The following is a 19,659-nucleotide window of genomic DNA, read 5'->3' on the forward strand; positions in this document are numbered from 1 at the left end:
ATCACACTAATCCCCGTTCCATCAAACACTCCCTTGAAAAACTAGTCAATCTGCAATAAATCATAAGGCGTAATAATCCCGATCAACTCTTCGTCATGCCCTGCACTTTCCGTTATCAACAATGCTTCTAGACGAGTCCCTCTTGAGATTGCACGCTTGAAATATTCTTCTGCTTCGTACACAGATAGATCTCTTTTGACAAATTCAAACGATTCTTTACGTTTTTCATAGTTGTAGACGTCAGACAGTGTCGGTATTTCCCGGGAAATAGAGTCTTCTGTCGATTGGCCTGCTAGCCAATAAGTAATCCCTGCAGCTGTAATGAGCCCCTTGAATTTTCCACTTTCGTAAATTGGCAGCTGACCAAACTTATTATCACGCATTAACGCTAGGGCAGATGTAAGCGGATCTGATGCTTGTAGTGTATGTACCTTACAACCGAACAGGGCACCCACATTGAGCGGATTACTCACTTTGCGTTCAATCAATTCAATGCGTTCTACAACATCATCATGAGGTTCGGCAATAACATAATCGACCCCTGTCCTATGGTGAATAATAGCGTTTCGCAAGTCACCATACTCGCGTAAGTCTTCTTCATAATTACGAACTACCGAGTTTTTGATTTTCGCCTTTTCAATGAGTCGATAAAAAGGCAGAAAACCACTCTCATCTACTTTTTTAGAAAGCGTTTTTTCAATACGATTGTAGGCAATAATAAATCGATCTGAATTTTTTGCAGACATGTCTTCATCAACTCCTTACAATAAGTATACCCATTAAGTTCGATTCAATCGCACAAAAAAAGCCGCCCCTTTTGCAAGGGACGACTTTTCCATTTGGTTGCTTATTCAGCAACTCCCCACTTATAACGATCAGATTCTTTACCTGGCTCGATTGAGTAGTTTACAACGCGCTTATTAGCTGCTTCAAGAGCGTAACGGTATACAGTTGGTGCAACCGGAACGTCTTCATACATTAGCTCTTGCCATTGATTGTAGATATCTTTACGGTACTCTAAGTCAAATGCTTTTTCAGAAGTACCAGCTTTCAACAACTCGTCGTTCTTTTCGCTAGTATAACGAGTGTAGTTAAATGATGCTGTGCGGCCATATAGACCAGATGGATCTGGGTCAGAACCAGTTCCCCAAGCACCTTGGTAGATGTCAATCTTAGGATCATCGTTTTCAACCATGTCGTAGAATGCGTTGAAGTCGTGTAGACGACCGTCAACTAGTTCAACTTTCAAACCAATGTCAGCCCAGTTTTGCATGTAAGCTTTTGCAATTGGCTCAGCAGTTTCTCCACCTGACATAGAAGCGAAGTTGATGACCAATTTTTCACCGTTCTGATCTTCACGGAATCCGTCTCCGTCTTTATCTTCGAATCCAGCGTCGTCAAGAAGTTGTTTCGCTTTTTCAGGATCAAACATGCGACCTTCAACGCTCTCATCGTGGAAGCTTTTAAATACAGGAATGATTAGTGATGTTCCTGGGAAACGAAGACCGTGGTAAAGTTTTTCACCAATTGTCGCGTTATCCATTGCATACCACATTGCTTGACGAAGTTCTTTGCTTGCCATTTTAGCATCTGGATCTGTTACGTTTTCTTTCTTCTTTGCATCCCACTTACCTTGTTTAAATCCAATGTAAGTATATGCATAGTCAACTTGCGCCAACAATTCGATATTATCAACATCTTTAACTGTTAGGTATTGATCTGCTGGGATAGTAGCTAGGTCAATATCACCTTTTTTAACAGACTCAACAATTGTTGCTGGGCTTACAACTTTTTGTACGATTGACTTAAGAGCTGGCTTGCCTCTCCAGTAGTCGTCGTTGCGAGAATAAAGAACAGACTCGCCTGGTACAATTTTGTCAATTTTGTACGGACCGAAACCGATTGGGTTTACACGGATTTTGTCTGAAGACTCAAGGTCCTTAATAGTTGTTTCACCAGTCATAACGTCTCCAACGTAGTGACGTGGAGTTGCATATGACCAAAATCCTGAAAGGATAGATGGTGATGCTTCAGTGTACGTGAACTTCATTTCTTGATCGTTAATGATTTCGATACCAGAGATTTCTTTTGTTTTACCTTCATGATATTCAGGCATACCTACAACATTTTCAATTATGAAGTCGTAACGGTTTCCAGCATAGTCCGGGTGGCCAAGTAACTGATATGAGTAAAGAAGGTCACTAGTTTTAACCGGCTCTCCATCATGCCATTTTACTCCGTCTTTGATTTTCAAAGTAAGTGTTTTGTTATCTTCAGAAAGCTCGTAAGTTGCAGCACCTTCATTTGTGATCAAATAGTCACCATCCGTATCGAGAAGTCCTTCATCGAAGTAACTAAGGATTTCTGCATCATACGTACCTGAGTAGAAGTTACGGTTCAATGTACCTTCGAACGGCTCTCCAGCAACCATTGCTACTGTCATTTCGCCATCTTCCATTGCTTCTGCGTCATTAGATACTGCCAGAGGAAAATCAAGTTCTGCTGCATTATCACCTGAACCTTCTTCTGTTTTTTCGTTATCTTTTCCTTTATCTTTCCCTTTGTCCTTGTCTTTCCCGCCATCTGCACTATCGTCGCCACTACAAGCAGCCAGGAACACACTGAGAACGAGCATTAGACTTGCCAGCAACATTAAACTTCTTTTCTTCAATTGTCTTACCTCCCCTTTTTTTTAAGCCAATCTTTGTCTCGCATCAGACGCACGTTTCACCGCTTGCCCGATGTAATTTATACACAGCATCATTACTAGAATCAGTAATGATGCGGGTAACCAAACCCACCATTTGTTTTGAACGATATCCGGATTCGTCGCAAACGCGATCAATGTCCCAAGAGACGGTGTACTTGCCGGAAGTCCAAAACCTAGAAATGTTAAACTGGTCTCAAGACCGATGTTGACAGCGAGCGTCAACGTCATATTTACAATGACAAGTGAGCTAAGGTTAGGGAACATTTCAAAAACCATGATCTTCCAACTTGGGGTGCCGAGTGTTTTGGATGCATTGATATAATCCAATTCCCGTTCGGCAAGTCCTTTAGATCGGATGAGTCTGGCCTTTCCAAACCAGGCGAACGCACTCATCATTAAGACGAATGTGAACACTGAGTAATCCGGAACGATTACGATAAATACAATGATGAACATCAAACTAGGCAATACCATTAAGAAGTCTATTATTCTCATAATGATGTTATCTACAAAACCGCCAAAATATCCTGCGATTAGACCGATTGTTAAACCAAACAAACCGGCAATAAGCGTCACGCTGAGACCAATTGTAAATGAGTTTCTCGTTCCAAGAAGTAATTGGCCGAATACATCTCGTCCTCCATCATCCGTACCAAGCAGATGAGTTTCGGATGGTTTCTCCCATGTTTCTAAGAAATTAACACGTTGCAGTTGTTCCTGATCGATAAACAACGGTGAACTATACGCGGTGATAATAATACCAAGTAGTAACACTAACGAAACCAGTGCTAGCTTATCGTGTCTAATTTCCCGCCAAATCGTTTTTAAAAGTGACGGGTTATTCGCTTTTTCTTTAGCGATTAATTCTTTTTGATTTACTGTAACCATCTCTTATTCCCTCCTCATCTGCTTTTTTTATTCAATTCGAATACGCGGATCGATGGCGCTCAATATGACGTCTGAGAGCATAGTTCCGACAATAACAGCCGCACCAGAAATCATGACGATAGCTGTTACGACGGTAAAGTCGCGTCCTGTAATCGATTGAATAAAGAGCTGACCGAGGCCTGGATAACTAAAAATGACTTCTAAGAAAATCGAACCGCCAATCAATCCTGTTATTTCGTAACCAAGGAATGCTGCGATTGGCAATAACGAGTTACGCAAAATGTGCCGTGTGTAAACTTTACCTTCAGGAACACCTTTTGAACGCGCCGTTTTAACAAAATCTTTTAACTTTGTATCGATAATATCATTTCGTAAATATTGGATTGTCCCAAAAGTTGCAAGCAGTGCACCGGACAATCCTGGCAGTACTAAGTGATGTAATTTACTCATGAACTGTGCAAAGGTGCCTGATTCGATTCGGATATCGACACTGCCGCCAGTTGGAAACCAGCCAAGTATGAAACCGAATACGAACAGCATGAGTAACGCAAATACAAATAATGGGGTAGCGAACGAAAAGTAATTATAGGTGACAATCAATTTGTCCACCCAGGTGTCCGACCACCTTCCCGCTAAAATGCCAAGCGGTATGGCGACTGCATAGGAAACGATCAGGACGAAAAGTGATAGAGTTATCGTATTTGCTACACGACCTGCTAGCAATGATGTAACAGGTTGCTTGTGAGTATAAGATTGTCCTAAATCGCCTTTTACAGCTTTGCCAACCCATGCTCCGTACTGTACGTACCAAGGATCGTTGAGTCCATATTGCTCACGTATCTTCTCCACTTGTTCAGGCGTTACGTTTGGATTCCCCATGAAGGCTCCTGTTACCGCATCACCTGGCATTTGTTTCGCCAATACAAAAATGATAAGACTTAACAAAAAGAGCTGGGGAATCATAACTAGCAAGCGCCGAAAGATAAATTTAACCATCGTTTACATACCCCCTTGATGCACAGCAACCGAATGTGTGGGAGTAAGCGGTTTCAAGTCAAACATCCGACCGTCTTTGTCGAAGTAGCTATCGTATTCCGTTCGATAAGCAACATTGATTTGTTCGCGCAATTCCATTTTCTCGAAACGTTTTACGGGGTCCATCTCGGGAATTGCTGCGATCAATCGCTTTGTATATAGATGCTGAGGATTCGTATAGACATCTTCTGCAGTACCTTCTTCAACAAAGCGACCTTTGTACATGATTCCGATTCTGTCGCAGATATGTTTAATAACTCCAAGATCGTGGGATATGAATAAGTAAGTCAATCCGAAGTCTTTTTGAATTTCACGCATGAAGTTCAAGACTTGAGCCTGTACTGAAACATCCAAAGCAGATACAGGTTCATCCGCAATGATCAGTTTCGGATTGAGCATCAACGCCCGGGCAATCCCAATTCTTTGTCGTTGCCCCCCAGAGAACTGGTGAGGGTACTTGTAAATAGATTCTGGACTCAATCCGACACGCTCGATCATATTTTGAACACGTGTTAGCTCCTCTTTAGGAGAAAGACGCTCAAAGTTGCGCAAAGGCTCTGCAATAATATTTAAGACGTTCTTTCGACCGTTTAATGAAGAGTAAGGGTCTTGGAAAATCATTTGAATATCACGGATATGTTTTTTACGATCATGTCCGTTCATAGTGGCAAGGTTTTCTCCATTAAATAGAACTTCCCCGCCAGTTGCTTTGTTGAGTCCGATAATTGCGCGACCTGTTGTTGTCTTACCGCAGCCGGATTCCCCAACTAGACCGTATGTTTCACCAGGTTCCAGTTCAAAGTTGACTCCATCTACCGCACGCACTTGATCGACTACTCGACGGAAGAAACCACCTCTAATTGGAAAGTGTACTTGTAAGTCTTTTACATTAAGTAGTGACATAGTTTTCATCCTCCACTCGTTCTTCAGGGAAGTGGAAGTCTTTGTAACACGTACAGCGTACAAAATGACCTGGTTCCACTTCATGGAGCATCGGATTGTCTTCATGCGCATCCTCAGAAATCCACGGGATTCTAGGAGCAAATCGGCATCCTCCGCGATCTAGTTTTTGAATCGATGGCACAATACCTTCAATAACATGCAGTTCTTCTTTGTCTGTCATATTCGAAGGGATTGAGCTCAGCAGCGAGCGTGTATATGGATGCAAAGGATTCGCAAATAGTGTATTCACATCTGCAATCTCTACAAATTCACCTGCATACATAACTGCAACCCGGTCTGCCATCTCAGCAACTACACCCAAATCGTGCGTGATGAGGATAATTCCTGAATCCGTAATACGCTGAAGCTCTTTCATCAAATCCATAATCTGAGCTTGGATCGTCACGTCCAATGCTGTTGTTGGCTCATCCGCGATGAGCATTACTGGATTGCAGGCAAGTGAAATGGCAATGACGATACGCTGTCTCATCCCCCCTGATAATTCATGGGGATATTGTTTGTAAACGCGTGGTCCATTTTTAATACCAACCTGTTCAAGTAACTCTAAAACCCGCTTTTTCTTTGCAGATTTGGATAGTTTCATATGGTAATCCATCGGCTCTTCAATTTGGCGGCCAACTGTTGCAAGCGGGTTCAAAGCTGTCATTGGATCTTGAAAGATCATGCCCAGGTCTTTCCCACGAATTTTGTTCAACTTTTCTACAGGAAGACTTAGTAAGTTCTGCCCTTTTAAGTTCACTTGACCTTCGAGTTTTGTCGTCTTCGCATTATGAAGACCTATGATGGAGAGTGCTAAGGCACTCTTACCACATCCTGATTCACCGACAATTGCCACGACTTCATTTTTATGAACAGTAAGTGAAACACCGTCCACAGCTGCGTAATAGTTTCCCTTGATGTTGAATGATGTTCGTAGATTCTCAATTTCCAAAACTGTCTCAGCCAACGTAGTTCCTCCTTGCCTTTGGTGATATGTACAAAAAAAGGTTGATGTAATTTTCAGACTTTATAAGCTTTTTCAACTATACTACACAATATTTATGTTGGCAATACTATTTTTCCAGAATATCAAATACATAGATTATTTCAACTGTGACAAAACCGTGACAAACTCTGTAACAAAGCGGTCTAAGACCATTTTTTTCCTAAAGAACTTAGTTGGAATTTTTTATTAGTGAATTGAAATCCCTTTGCATCACTATTTTCAAATTCAGCATCCTAAAATTGTTCGATTCCACAACACTGGAAAATCCCCCATTACTCTAGAAGGATATTCCCAACGAACCTATTCCATCCAGTGCAATCGTTCTCTAAATTACGACATTTCGCGACACGAAAGTCCACTCCACTATAATAACTTGTGTAGTTTTCAGTCAGAAAGTGTTTCAATACATACCTGTACACCCTTCAGTAACTCGTCCAACGGCCAACCTGGGATTTTTCCATGCTGAACTGCCAGCTCAAAAGAAGCAGGTATATGCAAAAAGCCGGATGGCATACCTGGTTTATATTGGGCCGCCCAGTGAAGTCCTGCATACATCACGTTATTACACAAATAAGTTCCTGCAGAATTGGAGATTGCTGCAGGTAATCCCACGTTGGTCAAGCGGTTTACCATTTCACGGATCGGAAGTGTTGAAAAGTATGCGGGTGGGCCAGCAACTTCTATAGTTTCATCGATCGGCTGATGGCCTTCATTGTCTGGTTCTCCATCCTTCACATTGAGCGCAACCCGTTCTGGAGTCATTTTATACCGTCCACCTGCAAGTCCTAATGATAAGACAGCATCTGGATTCTCCTTATTTATATGTCCAATCAATTCTTCACCAGATGCATTAAAGTTCACAGATAATATTTTTCCACAAATTAGATAGTCTCCAATCACAGAACCATCCAGTTTTTCGACAACTTGCATCGTTGGATTCATTGGGAATGATAGGAAGGGTTCAAATCCTGTTAATAGTAATTTCTTCAACTTAACAATCTCCTTTACACAGGCAACTGTTTTGCCTGTTCACTAACTTCATTCATTAAAGTCTCATCATGTAAGTGACACGCAACAAAATGGCCCTCATCTTTTTCAAGCCACTGTGGTTTGTGTGTCGCGCAAACCTCCATCGCGTATGGACACCTCGTTCTGAATACACAACCTGATGGTGGGTCAATCGGACTCGGCAACTCTCCTTGCAATAGAATCCGTTCTCTCGATTCCTCTATATCAGGATCCGGAATTGGAATGGCCGAGAGCAAGGCTTCTGTATAAGGATGCAAAGGTTTCTGATAGAGCTGATCACTTGTCGTCAATTCTACTAAATGACCTAAATACATGACGCCAATCCGATCTGAGAGGTATTTCACCATCGAGAGATCATGTGCGATGAATAGATAGGTGAGCCCTTTCTCGCGCTGCAAGCGCTGGAATAACATAACAACCTGCGCCTGAACTGATACGTCCAATGCGGAAATGGGTTCATCTGCAATGATGAATTCCGGGTCAAGGGCAAGTGCACGAGCGATACCGATCCGTTGTCTCTGTCCACCGGAGAACTCGTGAGGATACCGGTTCGCATGGTCGCGATTTAAACCAACATCTTCCAAAAGCTCATTCACGCGTGCTCGCAACTCCTTTTTGGACTTGTACATATTATGGATTTCCATCGGCTCGGCAATGATTTCGTAAACTGTTGAGCGAGGGTTAAGAGATGCATAAGGGTCTTGGAAAACCATCTGCATCTTTTTAAGAAACTGATGACGTTCTTTGTCGTTCATATCGTGGACATTTTGTCCTTCAAATTCAACGTCTCCGGCAGTTTTGTTATAAAGCCCTAAAATTGTCCGTCCCGCTGTGGACTTTCCACAACCCGACTCTCCTACGAGACCAAACGTCTCACCTTTGTAAATATCAAAACTCAGTCCATCCACCGCTTTTAACGTTTTACCTTTACCTACTTCAAAGTGTCGCTTTAAATCTTTTACAGATAACAATACCGATTGGGAATCTGTCATCTTTGTTCCTCCTCGTTTCCAGACGTTCTTAGATGTGTGAGCCAGGATGTATCAATCTGTACACCGAGTCCCGCCATGTCAGGTAGCTGAACCGTTTGCCGGGAATATGTGACGCCTCCAATTACAGGATCACCATTTAGCATGAGAGGTGCATCAAAATCACAACGAGTAATATTTGGCTGGCTTGCAGCAAAGTGAGCGGCTGCCGTGATCCCCAATTTCGTTTCAATCATACTGCCTGTCATACATTGGACTCCATAACTTTCAGCGAGTGCATTAATCTTCAATGCCTCATGAATTCCACCTGACTTCATCAATTTAATATTGATCAAATCCGCGGCTCTACATTGTAGGACTCGCAACGCATCACGAGGTGAAAATACGCTTTCGTCTGCCATAATGGGTGTCAATGTATTTTGAGTCACATACAGCAATCCATCTATATCTTCTGCATGGACGGGTTGTTCGACGAGTTCAATCTCAAGACCGGCGTCTTCCATCGCAGCAATTGTTCGAATTGCCTCTTTAGGATGCCACCCTTGGTTGGCATCCAAGCGAATCTTAACTGTATGTCCAACTCGGTTCCGAATCGCTTTAACACGCTCAATATCTAATTCAGAAGAACCGATGCCTACCTTCACTTTCAACGTTGTAAATCCATCTTCCGTATACTGAAACGCATCATCTGCCATTTCCTGAGGATCATTCACACTTACTGTAAAATTCGAATCGAGCTTATTTTTGTCTCCTCCTAGAAATTGATAAAGAGGGAGTTCAGCAAGTTGACCAAGCAAATCATGTATCGCCATGTCGACTGCCGCTTTGGCGCTAGTGTTTCTCATAATTGTTTTATGTAGAACAGCGAAAAGTTCGGATCGGTTCCGAATATCCATCCCAATCAGTTTGGGAGCCATCACTTCTTCAATCGCATACGCAATGCTCGCCATGGAATCGCCTGTAATCACATGAGTTGGTGGAGCTTCCCCCCAACCGGACTTCCCATCTTCTGTTGTGACCTTTACATAAGTTGAGTAGGCCGTATGAACAGTGCGCAATGCTGTTTTAAATGGTTTTCGCAACGGAACAGCAACTGTCGCCAGTTCAATCGATTGTATCTTCATGTACACCTTCTCCTTTCTCGCCTAAAACAAGCAAAACTGTGTGCGTCGAACACTCGGCGCACACAGTCTCCCCTACTTATTCTTTGTCAGCGTATTTCAGGTCGAGATAGCCGACTGGGTGACGGAGAATCCCTGTAACACCAGGCTTTTCTAATGTTGACTGATTGTAATAGTAAAGTGGAATGACTGGCATTTCGTCCATAAGCTTTTCGTCTGCTTGTTGCAATAATGTCCATCTCTTATTCTCATCTGTTTCATTTTTAATAGCTTCAATCAACTTGTCGTATTCAGGATTTGACCAAGTAGTACGGTTCATAGATGAATCTGTAATGAAACTTTCCAACGCATTGACCGGATCTGCATAGTCATGCAAGAACGATGAACGTGAGAACTGATATTTAAATTCTTTCTGATCTGCAAGGAAAACTCCAGCCTCTACGTTTTGTAATTCAATGTCCACACCAAGATTTTCTTTAAACATCGATTGCAACGCAACCGCAATTTTTTGGTGAGAATCACTTGTAGAATACGTTAATGTTACTTTAGGTAATTCCGTGTATCCTTCTTCTTTCATACCTTCTTCAAGTAATTTCTTCGCTTCTTCAGGATTAAATGAAACAAAATCTCCTGCAGACTCACGGAACTCTTTACCATCCGGTCCGATAAATCCGTAAGTTACGAAACCATGTGCAGGTTTTTCTCCATTTTTCGTGACAAACTCTACAATATCTTCCTGATTAACCGCTTCACCGAACGCTCTTCGGATTTTCTTGTTCGTGAATGGCTCCATAGATGTGTTGAAGCGGAAGAAGTACAATCCTGCTTGGTCTTCTAGTTTAACTTCCGGATTGTCTTTTAAGTCTTCAGCAATTTCAGATGGGACATCTGTACTATCCAGCTCATCAGACTGGTACATTTGGTAAGCGGTTGTAGACTCACTCACCATTTCCCAGTTCACTTTGTCGAGCTTAACTTTGTCTGCATCCCAATAATTTTCGTTCTTTTCAAAGACAAACTTCACATCGTGATCCCATGAAGCTAACTTGAATGGACCATTGGAAACGAATGAGTCAGCTTCTGTAAACCACTTCGGGTTGTCAGTCGCTACTTTTTCATTGATTGGGAAAAAGCTTGGGTTGGTAATGATGTTTAAGAATGCTTCGTTTGGAGCAGTCAGCTTCACGACGAAAGTTTTTTCGTCGGGCGCTTCAATTCCGATGTCTTCAACAGTGCCTTCCCCATTGTTATAGTCTTCAGCGCCTTCAATGAAGTATGCAAGGAAAGCTGCAGGAGAGGCTGTTTCAGGGTCTAGCATATGTTGCCAAGCGAATAGGAAATCGTTTGCTGTGAGTGGATCTCCATTTGACCATTTTGCGCCATCGCGGATCGTGAATGTGTACGTCAACCCGTCTTCTGAGATATCGATCTTTTCCGCAGTAGCTTCTACCGCTAAGTGATCTTCTGACAAACGTGTGAGCCCTTCCATTAAGTTGTTAAGGGCACTCCATGAGACTGCGTTAAAGCCGACGGATGGGTCGAATGACGTAGGTTCTTCTCCGTTGTTTAAATAGAGTACTTTTTCTGCGGCGGGTTTGTTATCTTTGCCATCTTTTCCTCCTGTATCGGTTTCCGTCTTCTTGCCTGCTTCTTCGTTTGCTGTACAGGCCGCGAGTACTACGAGTAATGCAGTAAACAATACAAACTTGATCCACTTCTTCAATGTAAATTCCCCCTTTTATATAATGAATCCATTGATACCATTTACACACTCTAGGGATGAACAGTATTGACTTCCGCTACAGATGGACGCTTTCCGAAGAGCTTGATTTCAGCCGCTTCCCTCGCTTCGCTCAGTCCAGGGTCTTCAATCTGCGCTGATCCCTTCGGAGTCACCATCTTTTGCTTCACTCAACGAATATCACTGTAACTACGGGTATTTATTAAAGACTAGCTGTCAAGACAATACGGCTTTCGCCCTTGGGTCTTGAAGCCAACAGTCAACAGTATGCTGGCTGGTGAGTTGGGTAGTTGCTGGGTAGATGCGGTCACACACTTCCATGGCATAAGGACATCTCGCTGCAAATGGACATCCTTCTGGTGGTGCGAATAAGTCGGGTGGAGTTCCTTCGATCGGTTTCAGCTCTTCTTCTTGCAAGTCAAGTCGAGGTACTGAGTTCAGAAGTCCTTGCGTATATGGATGCTGCGGATTGTAGAAAATCTCCCGCTTATTGCCTATTTCAATAATTTTCCCTGCGTACATGACTGCGATGCGGTCTGCAATTTTCGCGACAACTCCCAGGTCATGTGTGATCAGAATAACCCCTACACCCGTTTTATGTTGTATTTCATCGAACAACTCCAAAATCTGTGCTTGAATTGTGACATCCAATGCTGTCGTTGGTTCGTCTGCGATGAGCAATTCAGGCTCGCATATCAAAGCGATCGCAATAACAATACGCTGACGCATACCACCTGAGAACTGATGCGGGTATTGTTTGAGACGCTCTTCCGGATTGGAGATGCCAACAAGGGTGAGCATTTCAACCGCTTTCCTTTTTGCTTCTGCACGTGATACCTTATGATGTGTTCGTAAACCTTCTATTAACTGTTCTCCGATTTTCAATGTAGGGTTCAGGGCTGTCATCGGATCTTGGAAGATCATCGAAATATCTACACCTTGGATTTCACGCAGTGCTTTTTTGTTCAGCTTGGTCAAATCCCTATTTTTAAAGATTACTTCCCCATTCCTAATCCTGCCCGGTGGTTGTGGGATAAGCCCCATAATCGTGTTCGCTGTCACACTTTTCCCACATCCCGATTCGCCAACTACTGCCAGAGTCTCGCCTTTATATAGATCGAACGAAACTCCTCGGATTGCTTGAACTTCTCCTCCGAACGTTTTGAAAGAAACTTCCAAGTCACGTACAGAGAGCATTACCTCTTGTGAAATTGTCTTCTTCTGTTTTCTTTTCTCTTCTGTAGCAATACCTGAACCAGGTCGATGCTCACTTTTTGCTGGGGCATCTCCCAAGTTGGACGCGTTTGCCATCTGTTGTCCTATCACATCCATTACCCCCTCAGTTTCGGATCGAGTGCATCCTGCATGCCATCTCCTAGCACGTTAAAGGCAAACATCGTAATGGAGATGAAGAACGCCGGGAAGAATAAGCGCCACCAGTCACCGGATAGGATTACTGGGAGTGCATCGTTCGCCATTACGCCCCAACTTGCATACGGTGCCTGAATACCAAGGCCGAGGAAACTTAAAAAGGCTTCGGCAAAAATCGCACTCGGGACAGTAAGTGTCATTTGAACAATGATCGGGCCCATTGTGTTCGGAATCAGGTTTTTCCGGATTATCCGTGAAGTTCCAGCGCCGAATGATTTCGATGCGGTCACAAACTCATAGTTTTTAATTTGCAAGACTTGGCCACGGACGATCCGGGCCATTCCTACCCATCCTGTAATCGTCAGTGCGACAATGATTGTCGTTAGACTCGGACCCATCACAACCATTAACAAAATGACAACGAGTAAATGAGGGAGTCCATAAAGGATTTCAATAATTCGCATCATAATGGAATCCGTGCGTCCACCCTTGTAGCCACTAACACCACCGTAAATTATGCCAATGAAAAAGTCGATGAGCGCAGCCATGACACCTACGAATAACGAAATTCGTGCACCATACCACGTTCTCGTGAAAACATCTCTACCCATTTCGTCTGTTCCAAACCAATGGGTTGCGCTGGGAGCCATATTTTGGTTTCGCAAATCGGTTGCAGTAACTTCATATGGAGAAAATACAGGACCAAATATTGCTAGAAACGTAAGAATAACTAGGAACACTAACCCAATCATTGCTAGCTTATTTTTTCGCAACCTCCGCCACGCATCTTTCCAATAAGATAACGATGGACGAACAACTGCTTCGGCTTGTTCGTGCCCATCTCCTTTTTTGCGGAACCACTCATCCGGAATAGAGACATTCGGGTCTTTGGCAACCATTACACTTCACCTTCCTTTTTGTGAAGCTTAATGCGTGGATCTAAGAATCCATATGCAATGTCCACTAAAAACAGCATGAACACTAGAAATGCACTATAAAATACGGTAGACCCCATAATGACAGGATAGTCGCGGTTGTTAATGCTATCGACAAAGTACTTCCCCATACCTGGGATTGCAAAAATCTTTTCAATAACAAATGTACCTGTTAAAATCCCCGCTAGCATCGTACCCATGATGGTAACAACCGGCATGAGTGCATTTCGTAATGCATGTCGCGCTACAATTCGAAATGGGGTTAAGCCTTTCGCACGTGCCATTTTAATATAATCTTGCGTCAACACTTCCAACATACTGGCGCGAGTAAGACGTGCAATAATGGCAGTCGGTCCAGTAGCTAGTGCAATAACTGGTAAAATCATATGCTTCGGACTGCTCCAAGTAGCGGGAGGCAGCAGTTGCCAGTTTACTGCAACTTGCTGAATCAGAAGCGTCGCAAGAACAAAGTTCGGAATTGATATTCCCACAACTGCGAAGGTCATGGCCCCATAATCGATAATCCCATTATGCCGAAGGGCAGCAAACGTACCGAGAATAATTCCTGAAATGACTGCGACAATAATTGTCGCCATTCCTAGTTCAAAGGAGATTGGGAAGCCCCGCGCAAGTAGCGTATTCACAGATTCATTTGGTTTTTTTATTGAAGGACCATAATCGAACGTTACAATGGACTTCAAGTAATTCAAGTATTGAATCGGCATTGGCTGATCTAACTTATAAAACTTCTCCAAGTTTGCTTGGATCGTCGGATTGGACGTGCGCTCTTCGTCAAACGGTGAGCCTGGTATCGCCCGCATGAGTACAAATGTAAGCGTGGCAATAATTAGGACGGTGACAATCATCATGATGAAACGCTTCAATATGTATAGCGGCACTCTGCTTCCTCCTTAACAAAACTTCGTTTGCATCGCGAGCTCTGTCATGACGAGCATCGCACGATAGGCTTCAATAATATTTTTTGCTTCATAGCGAACGATTGTTGTTCCTTCTTCTATCACACATCCTGGCATCATCGCAGCCCACTCTGCTTCTCCATAATTCGTAAATTCGATACGCATGATAGGGTTATCCGGTGCTTTGAGCGGTTTAATTTCACTAAGTTTTTCAAGCGCTTCTGCCATTTTTTCTTTCAGTAACGCCTGTGCTTTCGAAGGATGTAGCGTCCGTACCGATGAACGGGAAATGGACTGCTTCACTGCAGCTGTTACGACACCCGGAATGAGTGCTTCTGCTTCCCGGCATGCTCCATCATCACCTGCTACCAATAGGACCGGAACGTCGAAATGTCCCGCAACATAAGCATTGAACCCGAGTTCTCCAACTACGACGTCATTGATAAAAATGTTACGAACGCCAAAAATCATCGTGTGGCTCATGACACCAGGTTGTCCTGCACGAGCATGATACCCGGCGAACACAGCACCTGTATACGTTTCATCCAACGACTGCACCATTGAAAGCGGTTTCACTTCTCCAGTGATTAGCTCCACATCAGGATGCATCTCTTCAACTAGTAAGTTATTCATTTTTGAGTGGCTATCATTCACAAGAACTTCATGAACACCTTTTTCAAATGCAGCTGTTGCGATTGCATTCGCTTCCTCGGTCATAATACGCCGAGCCCGTTCGTAATTATTTCGATGTGAATCTACAAACGTCTCATCTGGCAAACCTGTGATTCCTTCCATATCAACGGATACAAATAATTTCATATAAGCCTCCACCTATTAAACAGAAAAGAGAATCTGTCTGATTTTATTGTCAACTAACAATACCAAAATATTTTCAAAATTACAAGACAATTTAGTATAATGAAATTATGTTTTTTAGTTTTTAATGTTTTTGCAATACTATTGTTCCAAAAGTACTAATTACCATTACAAAAGAACAAAATACCCTTTTTCTTATGTCCCCTAGAATGGTAATGAAATATGAGGAAATGACTCCTATTTAAAATCCATAAACAGACTGGAAATTGACGAAACTTGTTTCAATTCGGATCGGTTACTTTATTGTATTAAAGTATTTTACTAACTATGAAGTGCTATTAGACTACCCTTTTAATGTCAAACAATTGTACAATCAAATCAGAAGGTTTAATCTTAAATTATTTCTATTGACACATAACTGTCGATTAAGTATGCTCGATTGGTAATTGATTTCCCCGAAGGACTCTGCTATTCGATTACCCATACTAACTGCTCTTCATAGATACCTCCTGTATACAGGTGGTTATTTTAGATTGAAGAGATTGTATAAACGTATATAAATCGTCATAACAGAGAACACAAGATATTGATTGCGAAAAATATAATAGAGAAAGCAGTGGGAAATGATGGCGAAGGCTAAGAAGAAAATCCACTATGCTTGGTGGACACTTGTAGCACTCTGTATTATTGTCGGACTTGCAAAAGGTGCGTTAAATACATCATCTGGATTATTCATTCCAGGAGCTACAAAAGATTTAGGTATTCTAACTGGTAACTTGACGTTATACTTTAGTATTTCTTCAGTAGTGACGATGATTTTCCTTCCAATTGGGGGTAAGATCCTAGCTAAATATGATATTCGTATGGTATTAGTGATTGCTATTATTTTACAAGCAGGCTCTTATGTTGGATTTGGTTTTAGTAACTCCGTATGGGGTTGGTATATTTTCGCTATTCCATTGGCTGTCGGCGGCGTGTTTACAACGGTTATCGTTGGACCTGTCCTCGTTAATCAGTGGTTTAAGAAGAAAAACGGTATGGCACTTGGATTAATTGGAGCATCTGGTGGTTTACTAGGCGCCATTGCTCAACCAATCATTGGATATACAATTGCTACAGCTGAACATACTTGGCGTACAGGCTACATTGGACTTGGCTTAGCAGTTATCATTATTGTTGTCCCTACAGTTCTCTTAATCATTCGTAAATCACCACAATCCATCGATTTGTTACCTTATGGAGCACAAGATGTTACAGATGTTACCGACGAAACAAAAACAGATGAAGTAGACAAAGGGGTTACATTAGCGATTGCCCGAAAGTCATCTGCTTTTTACTCACTATTTTTCTTCTTCCTTCTGATTACATCGACCGCCAGTTTCTCAATTCATATTCCTTCATATATCCAATCCATCGGATATGATGCCATATTTGCCGGAAATGCCATGGCAGGATATATGATTGGCGTCCTCTTAGGGGCACTTGCACTAGGCTATCTTGTAGACAAAATCGGTTCACGAAACACTGTTTATGTAGCAATGGGTTTAGCAATAGTAGCTGTTATTGCTCTTCTGTTTGCTGCTGATAGTAAAATTGTTGTCGTTTTAGCAACTTCATTGTACGGATTTACTGTATCCAACTCTGTTGGAACTCTAGCACCAGCACTCACAACTAGCCTATTTGGTAGTAGAGAATACTCTCAAATTTACTCCACGGCTTCACTAGGACTTGCAATCGCCGGTCTTATTGCACTTCCTGCTTACGGATATATTTATGATTTCACGAAAAGTTATACACCAGCGTTGTATATTGTGCTTGCCTTACTAGTTTTAAATATTCTTCTCGTGACATATGCGTTTGAAGGTAAGAAAAAACTTCAAAAACAAGGTCATTGGAATTAACTTCATCCATAACAAAAAGCTGTTTCCCCACTAGGTTTACTGATGGGGAAACAGCTTTTTTAGTTGTACCATCTCTATTCTGTCGAAATAAGTCGGAAAATGTTTCACATGGAACAGTTAAGAAAACGGTGCTGGGTGTACAGTTAAACCATTTCGTCCAGTCGTTTCAATCGCTTGTGACAACGAGTTCAAGATCGCCTCTTCCGTTACTTCCGCTGCTGCTTGGAATAGCTCATTCATGACAGGATGACTGTCCCGAAGTAAATGGACGTTTTCAAAACCAGCTGGTTGTTCATGAGCGAATTTGTGCGCTGTTGAAAATGCAATCACGATATCTCCGCTACCGTTACTGTAATGGCTACCTGTTCTTGCGAGTCCAATTCCAGCGCGTTTTGCTATCCGCTTTAACTGACGATGATCGAGTGGAGCGTCTGTTGCTAGGACTATCATAATCGATCCGTCTGCAGGTTTTGGAGCATCAGGTTGATCCATAGGTACCAATTTCATATATCGATCAATGGCGAACTCTTCCCGTTTGCCAAAATTACTTAATACGAGACACCCTATTGTATATGACTCGGTCAATACTTCTGAGCTAAGAACACGAGAGGATGTCCCGATGCCTCCTTTATAACCGAAACAGACCATTCCTTTCCCTGCACCGACCGCTCCCTCGTCAGATGGTTCAGTGGATGCCATTTCAATTGCTCGCTCGGCATGAGCTGGCGTGATGGACAGTGCTCTAATGGAGTTAAGCCGGCTGTCATTGCACTCTCCTGCCACAATGTTAACAGTTCCAGTCGTGTCACCGATTTCCGGTGTCAGGTCAAGCATCCAGCGTAGGGCTCCTTCAGTTGCAGCTGGAACACCGAATGTATTCGTCAACATGATGGGTGACTCCAGAACCCCAAGTTCGTCTAACTGAATGAGTCCTGTCGTCTTCCCGAATCCGTTAATGATATAACTCGCCGCCGCCACTTTTTCGCGGAACGGATTGCCGAGATGAGGCAAGATAGCAGTCACACCTGTTGCTATATACTCTCCCTTTTCTAACGGTTCATCGAGTGTTACGTGTCCGACTCGTACATTTGCGACGTCCGTAATACAATTCTTCTTCCCTGTTGGAAGTGTCCCAATCTGAATCCCCCTCGCTCTAATTTTCATAGGTTGTTGTTTCGGCATTTATATCGCTCCAGTCTATGTATAGTCTCTCACAAATGTTTCCACACTAAGTTATAAAAGGAGGGGTGGATTATGCTGACGGAATTCCCAACGATTCATACGAACATTTGGGATGCTTTTTGGGCGGTTCCTGTGACATTTGCAATCGTACTCATTGCTAAATGGGTATTTAGGGTTCGTCCTACATGGCTTTCTACAGTTTCGACGGTCGTTGCTCTCATCTTGTCCATTTTCATCAGTCATCCGCAAAGTCTTTCAGCGGGTATCTTCATGGGATTCTTCTATAGCGGTGCCGCGATGGGAGCCCTCTATTCAATGAAGCAATCTTATCTAGCATTCCGGGCTAAATGAGCGCCCTACTCCGATTTTAATGGACAAAATCCACATTGCATTAATCCTGGGACATCTTTAGAAAGACAACATGTTTTCCGGACCGTTGTGTTCAACAAGTCTGTCGGTTCACATCCGTTTAAGTAGGATGAAAATCGAGAATGCGAAGAGATCCCTTCCCATAACAAATCATCTTTGAGGTAATTGAATGTAATTCTTGCTTCGTGCGAACAGGTTGGATCATTCAGCATGATGTGAAACTGCCAAAGCCAGAAGCCGAATACATTCTCCCATAACACATTTGCAGAGATTAATGCCGATGACCGTAGCGCCTCAATTACTGTATGGATTTGGACAAGAAGACTTCGAACAACTTCCGCAGCGTCTTCAATAGAGGCTTCTATCCATCCAGTGACTTCTGGATATGTACTGACAGTCAAATTGCCATACTCTTGAATGGCTCCAAACCATAAGTCGTCATGCTCCCCTTGCCAAAGTTCTTCATATTGAATGAATTGAACAAGTTGCATAGCCGTAAACATTCCATAACGCCGCATAAAAAAAGAGGCCGCAACAGTCGTATTCGGACTTTGACTCACTGTTTGAAGAACTGTTAATAGATCTTTTCCATCAGTTAGGAAAGTTAAGGTTTCTAACGTAAAAAGCGGATGTTCAGGGGGTGTTGTATAAACACCATTGCTATGAAGTTGGCTGATTTGGTTCGCTGTAAGTGTTGTCATGCATTC

Annotated in this window: 18 protein-coding genes; 2 read left to right on the forward strand and 16 right to left on the reverse strand. The window is 42.7% G+C overall.

From position 1 onward, the window contains the following. Nucleotides 1-41: 41 nt before the first annotated feature. The 14 genes from DVB69_RS08640 to DVB69_RS08705 form a co-directional block, all read right to left on the reverse strand. Nucleotides 42-746, reverse strand: a complete 705-nt coding sequence (locus tag DVB69_RS08640) for a CBS domain-containing protein (protein ID WP_116018560.1) — start codon at nt 744-746, stop codon at nt 42-44. 101 nt (nt 747-847) lie between these two features. Continuing rightward, complete coding sequence (opp4A, locus tag DVB69_RS08645) at nt 848-2,671, reverse strand: oligopeptide ABC transporter substrate-binding protein (RefSeq protein ID WP_116018562.1); 1,824 nt, start codon at nt 2,669-2,671, stop codon at nt 848-850. A 21-nt stretch (nt 2,672-2,692) separates the two neighbouring features. Further along, complete coding sequence (locus DVB69_RS08650; protein WP_116018564.1) at nt 2,693-3,598, reverse strand: ABC transporter permease; 906 nt, start codon at nt 3,596-3,598, stop codon at nt 2,693-2,695. Between the two features lie 27 nt (nt 3,599-3,625). Continuing rightward, nucleotides 3,626-4,594 carry an oligopeptide ABC transporter permease gene (opp4B, locus tag DVB69_RS08655; RefSeq protein ID WP_116018566.1) on the reverse strand — a complete coding sequence of 323 codons (969 nt, stop codon included), beginning with the start codon at nt 4,592-4,594 and terminating at the stop codon, nt 3,626-3,628. Nucleotides 4,595-4,597: 3 nt separating this feature from the next. Next, nucleotides 4,598-5,536, reverse strand: coding sequence for an ABC transporter ATP-binding protein (locus tag DVB69_RS08660; RefSeq protein WP_116018568.1), 939 nt, complete (start codon nt 5,534-5,536; stop codon nt 4,598-4,600). After that, complete coding sequence (locus DVB69_RS08665) at nt 5,523-6,542, reverse strand: ABC transporter ATP-binding protein (protein ID WP_116018570.1); 1,020 nt, start codon at nt 6,540-6,542, stop codon at nt 5,523-5,525. The genes DVB69_RS08660 and DVB69_RS08665 overlap by 14 nt, the downstream gene beginning before the upstream one ends. Nucleotides 6,543-6,965: 423 nt before the next feature. Beyond that, nucleotides 6,966-7,571, reverse strand: coding sequence for a pyroglutamyl-peptidase I (locus DVB69_RS08670; protein WP_116018572.1), 606 nt, complete (start codon nt 7,569-7,571; stop codon nt 6,966-6,968). A gap of 14 nt (nt 7,572-7,585) precedes the next feature. After that, on the reverse strand, nt 7,586-8,602 hold the full coding sequence (locus DVB69_RS08675) for an ABC transporter ATP-binding protein (protein WP_116018574.1): 1,017 nt from the start codon (nt 8,600-8,602) through the stop codon (nt 7,586-7,588). Further along, nucleotides 8,599-9,723 (reverse strand): mandelate racemase/muconate lactonizing enzyme family protein, encoded by a 1,125-nt coding sequence (locus tag DVB69_RS08680; RefSeq protein WP_116018576.1) that lies wholly within the window; start codon nt 9,721-9,723, stop codon nt 8,599-8,601. The genes DVB69_RS08675 and DVB69_RS08680 overlap by 4 nt, the downstream gene beginning before the upstream one ends. 76 nt (nt 9,724-9,799) lie before the next feature. After that, a complete protein-coding gene (locus DVB69_RS08685) occupies nt 9,800-11,443 on the reverse strand; it encodes a peptide ABC transporter substrate-binding protein (RefSeq protein ID WP_116018578.1) in 1,644 nt (547 codons plus the stop codon). A gap of 234 nt (nt 11,444-11,677) precedes the next feature. Next, a complete protein-coding gene (locus tag DVB69_RS08690; protein ID WP_116018850.1) occupies nt 11,678-12,658 on the reverse strand; it encodes an ABC transporter ATP-binding protein in 981 nt (326 codons plus the stop codon). A gap of 134 nt (nt 12,659-12,792) precedes the next feature. Further along, on the reverse strand, nt 12,793-13,731 hold the full coding sequence (locus tag DVB69_RS08695; protein ID WP_116018580.1) for an ABC transporter permease: 939 nt from the start codon (nt 13,729-13,731) through the stop codon (nt 12,793-12,795). After that, nucleotides 13,731-14,666, reverse strand: coding sequence for an ABC transporter permease (locus DVB69_RS08700; protein WP_116018582.1), 936 nt, complete (start codon nt 14,664-14,666; stop codon nt 13,731-13,733). Before DVB69_RS08700 ends, DVB69_RS08695 begins: the two co-directional genes overlap by 1 nt. A 12-nt stretch (nt 14,667-14,678) precedes the next feature. Further along, nucleotides 14,679-15,503, reverse strand: a complete 825-nt coding sequence (locus DVB69_RS08705) for a M55 family metallopeptidase (RefSeq protein WP_116018584.1) — start codon at nt 15,501-15,503, stop codon at nt 14,679-14,681. 623 nt (nt 15,504-16,126) lie between these two features. Here DVB69_RS08705 and DVB69_RS08710 point away from each other — a divergent pair. Further along, the gene (locus DVB69_RS08710) at nt 16,127-17,401 is read left to right on the forward strand and encodes an MFS transporter (protein WP_116018851.1); all 1,275 of its coding nucleotides are present in this window, start codon (nt 16,127-16,129) and stop codon (nt 17,399-17,401) included. 117 nt (nt 17,402-17,518) lie between these two features. Here DVB69_RS08710 and DVB69_RS08715 read toward each other — a convergent pair whose 3' ends face one another. Then, on the reverse strand, nt 17,519-18,565 hold the full coding sequence (locus DVB69_RS08715) for a DmpA family aminopeptidase (protein WP_116018852.1): 1,047 nt from the start codon (nt 18,563-18,565) through the stop codon (nt 17,519-17,521). Nucleotides 18,566-18,655: 90 nt separating this feature from the next. Between DVB69_RS08715 and DVB69_RS08720 the strand changes: the two genes are divergently transcribed. Next, nucleotides 18,656-18,934 (forward strand): hypothetical protein, encoded by a 279-nt coding sequence (locus DVB69_RS08720; protein ID WP_116018586.1) that lies wholly within the window; start codon nt 18,656-18,658, stop codon nt 18,932-18,934. Nucleotides 18,935-18,939: 5 nt separating this feature from the next. Here DVB69_RS08720 and DVB69_RS08725 read toward each other — a convergent pair whose 3' ends face one another. Next, nucleotides 18,940-19,653: a hypothetical protein gene (locus tag DVB69_RS08725; RefSeq protein WP_116018588.1), complete on the reverse strand. Its 714-nt coding sequence runs from the start codon at nt 19,651-19,653 to the stop codon at nt 18,940-18,942. Nucleotides 19,654-19,659: the final 6 nt, after the last annotated feature.

Origin of the sequence: Sporosarcina sp. BI001-red (assembly GCF_003384035.1) — a bacterium.
Classification (GTDB): domain Bacteria; phylum Bacillota; class Bacilli; order Bacillales_A; family Planococcaceae; genus Sporosarcina.

Coding starts and splice junctions, on each gene's coding strand:
- DVB69_RS08640 (WP_116018560.1), bottom strand. CDS start 746: ATGTCTGCAAAAAATTCAGATCGATTTATTATTGCCTACAATCGTATT.
- DVB69_RS08650 (WP_116018564.1), bottom strand. CDS start 3,598: ATGGTTACAGTAAATCAAAAAGAATTAATCGCTAAAGAAAAAGCGAAT.
- opp4B (WP_116018566.1), bottom strand. CDS start 4,594: ATGGTTAAATTTATCTTTCGGCGCTTGCTAGTTATGATTCCCCAGCTC.
- DVB69_RS08660 (WP_116018568.1), bottom strand. CDS start 5,536: ATGTCACTACTTAATGTAAAAGACTTACAAGTACACTTTCCAATTAGA.
- DVB69_RS08675 (WP_116018574.1), bottom strand. CDS start 8,602: ATGACAGATTCCCAATCGGTATTGTTATCTGTAAAAGATTTAAAGCGA.
- DVB69_RS08680 (WP_116018576.1), bottom strand. CDS start 9,723: ATGAAGATACAATCGATTGAACTGGCGACAGTTGCTGTTCCGTTGCGA.
- DVB69_RS08690 (WP_116018850.1), bottom strand. CDS start 12,658: ATGCTCTCTGTACGTGACTTGGAAGTTTCTTTCAAAACGTTCGGAGGA.
- DVB69_RS08695 (WP_116018580.1), bottom strand. CDS start 13,731: ATGGTTGCCAAAGACCCGAATGTCTCTATTCCGGATGAGTGGTTCCGC.
- DVB69_RS08705 (WP_116018584.1), bottom strand. CDS start 15,503: ATGAAATTATTTGTATCCGTTGATATGGAAGGAATCACAGGTTTGCCA.
- DVB69_RS08710 (WP_116018851.1), top strand. CDS start 16,127: ATGGCGAAGGCTAAGAAGAAAATCCACTATGCTTGGTGGACACTTGTA.
- DVB69_RS08715 (WP_116018852.1), bottom strand. CDS start 18,565: ATGAAAATTAGAGCGAGGGGGATTCAGATTGGGACACTTCCAACAGGG.
- DVB69_RS08720 (WP_116018586.1), top strand. CDS start 18,656: ATGCTGACGGAATTCCCAACGATTCATACGAACATTTGGGATGCTTTT.
- DVB69_RS08725 (WP_116018588.1), bottom strand. CDS start 19,653: ATGACAACACTTACAGCGAACCAAATCAGCCAACTTCATAGCAATGGT.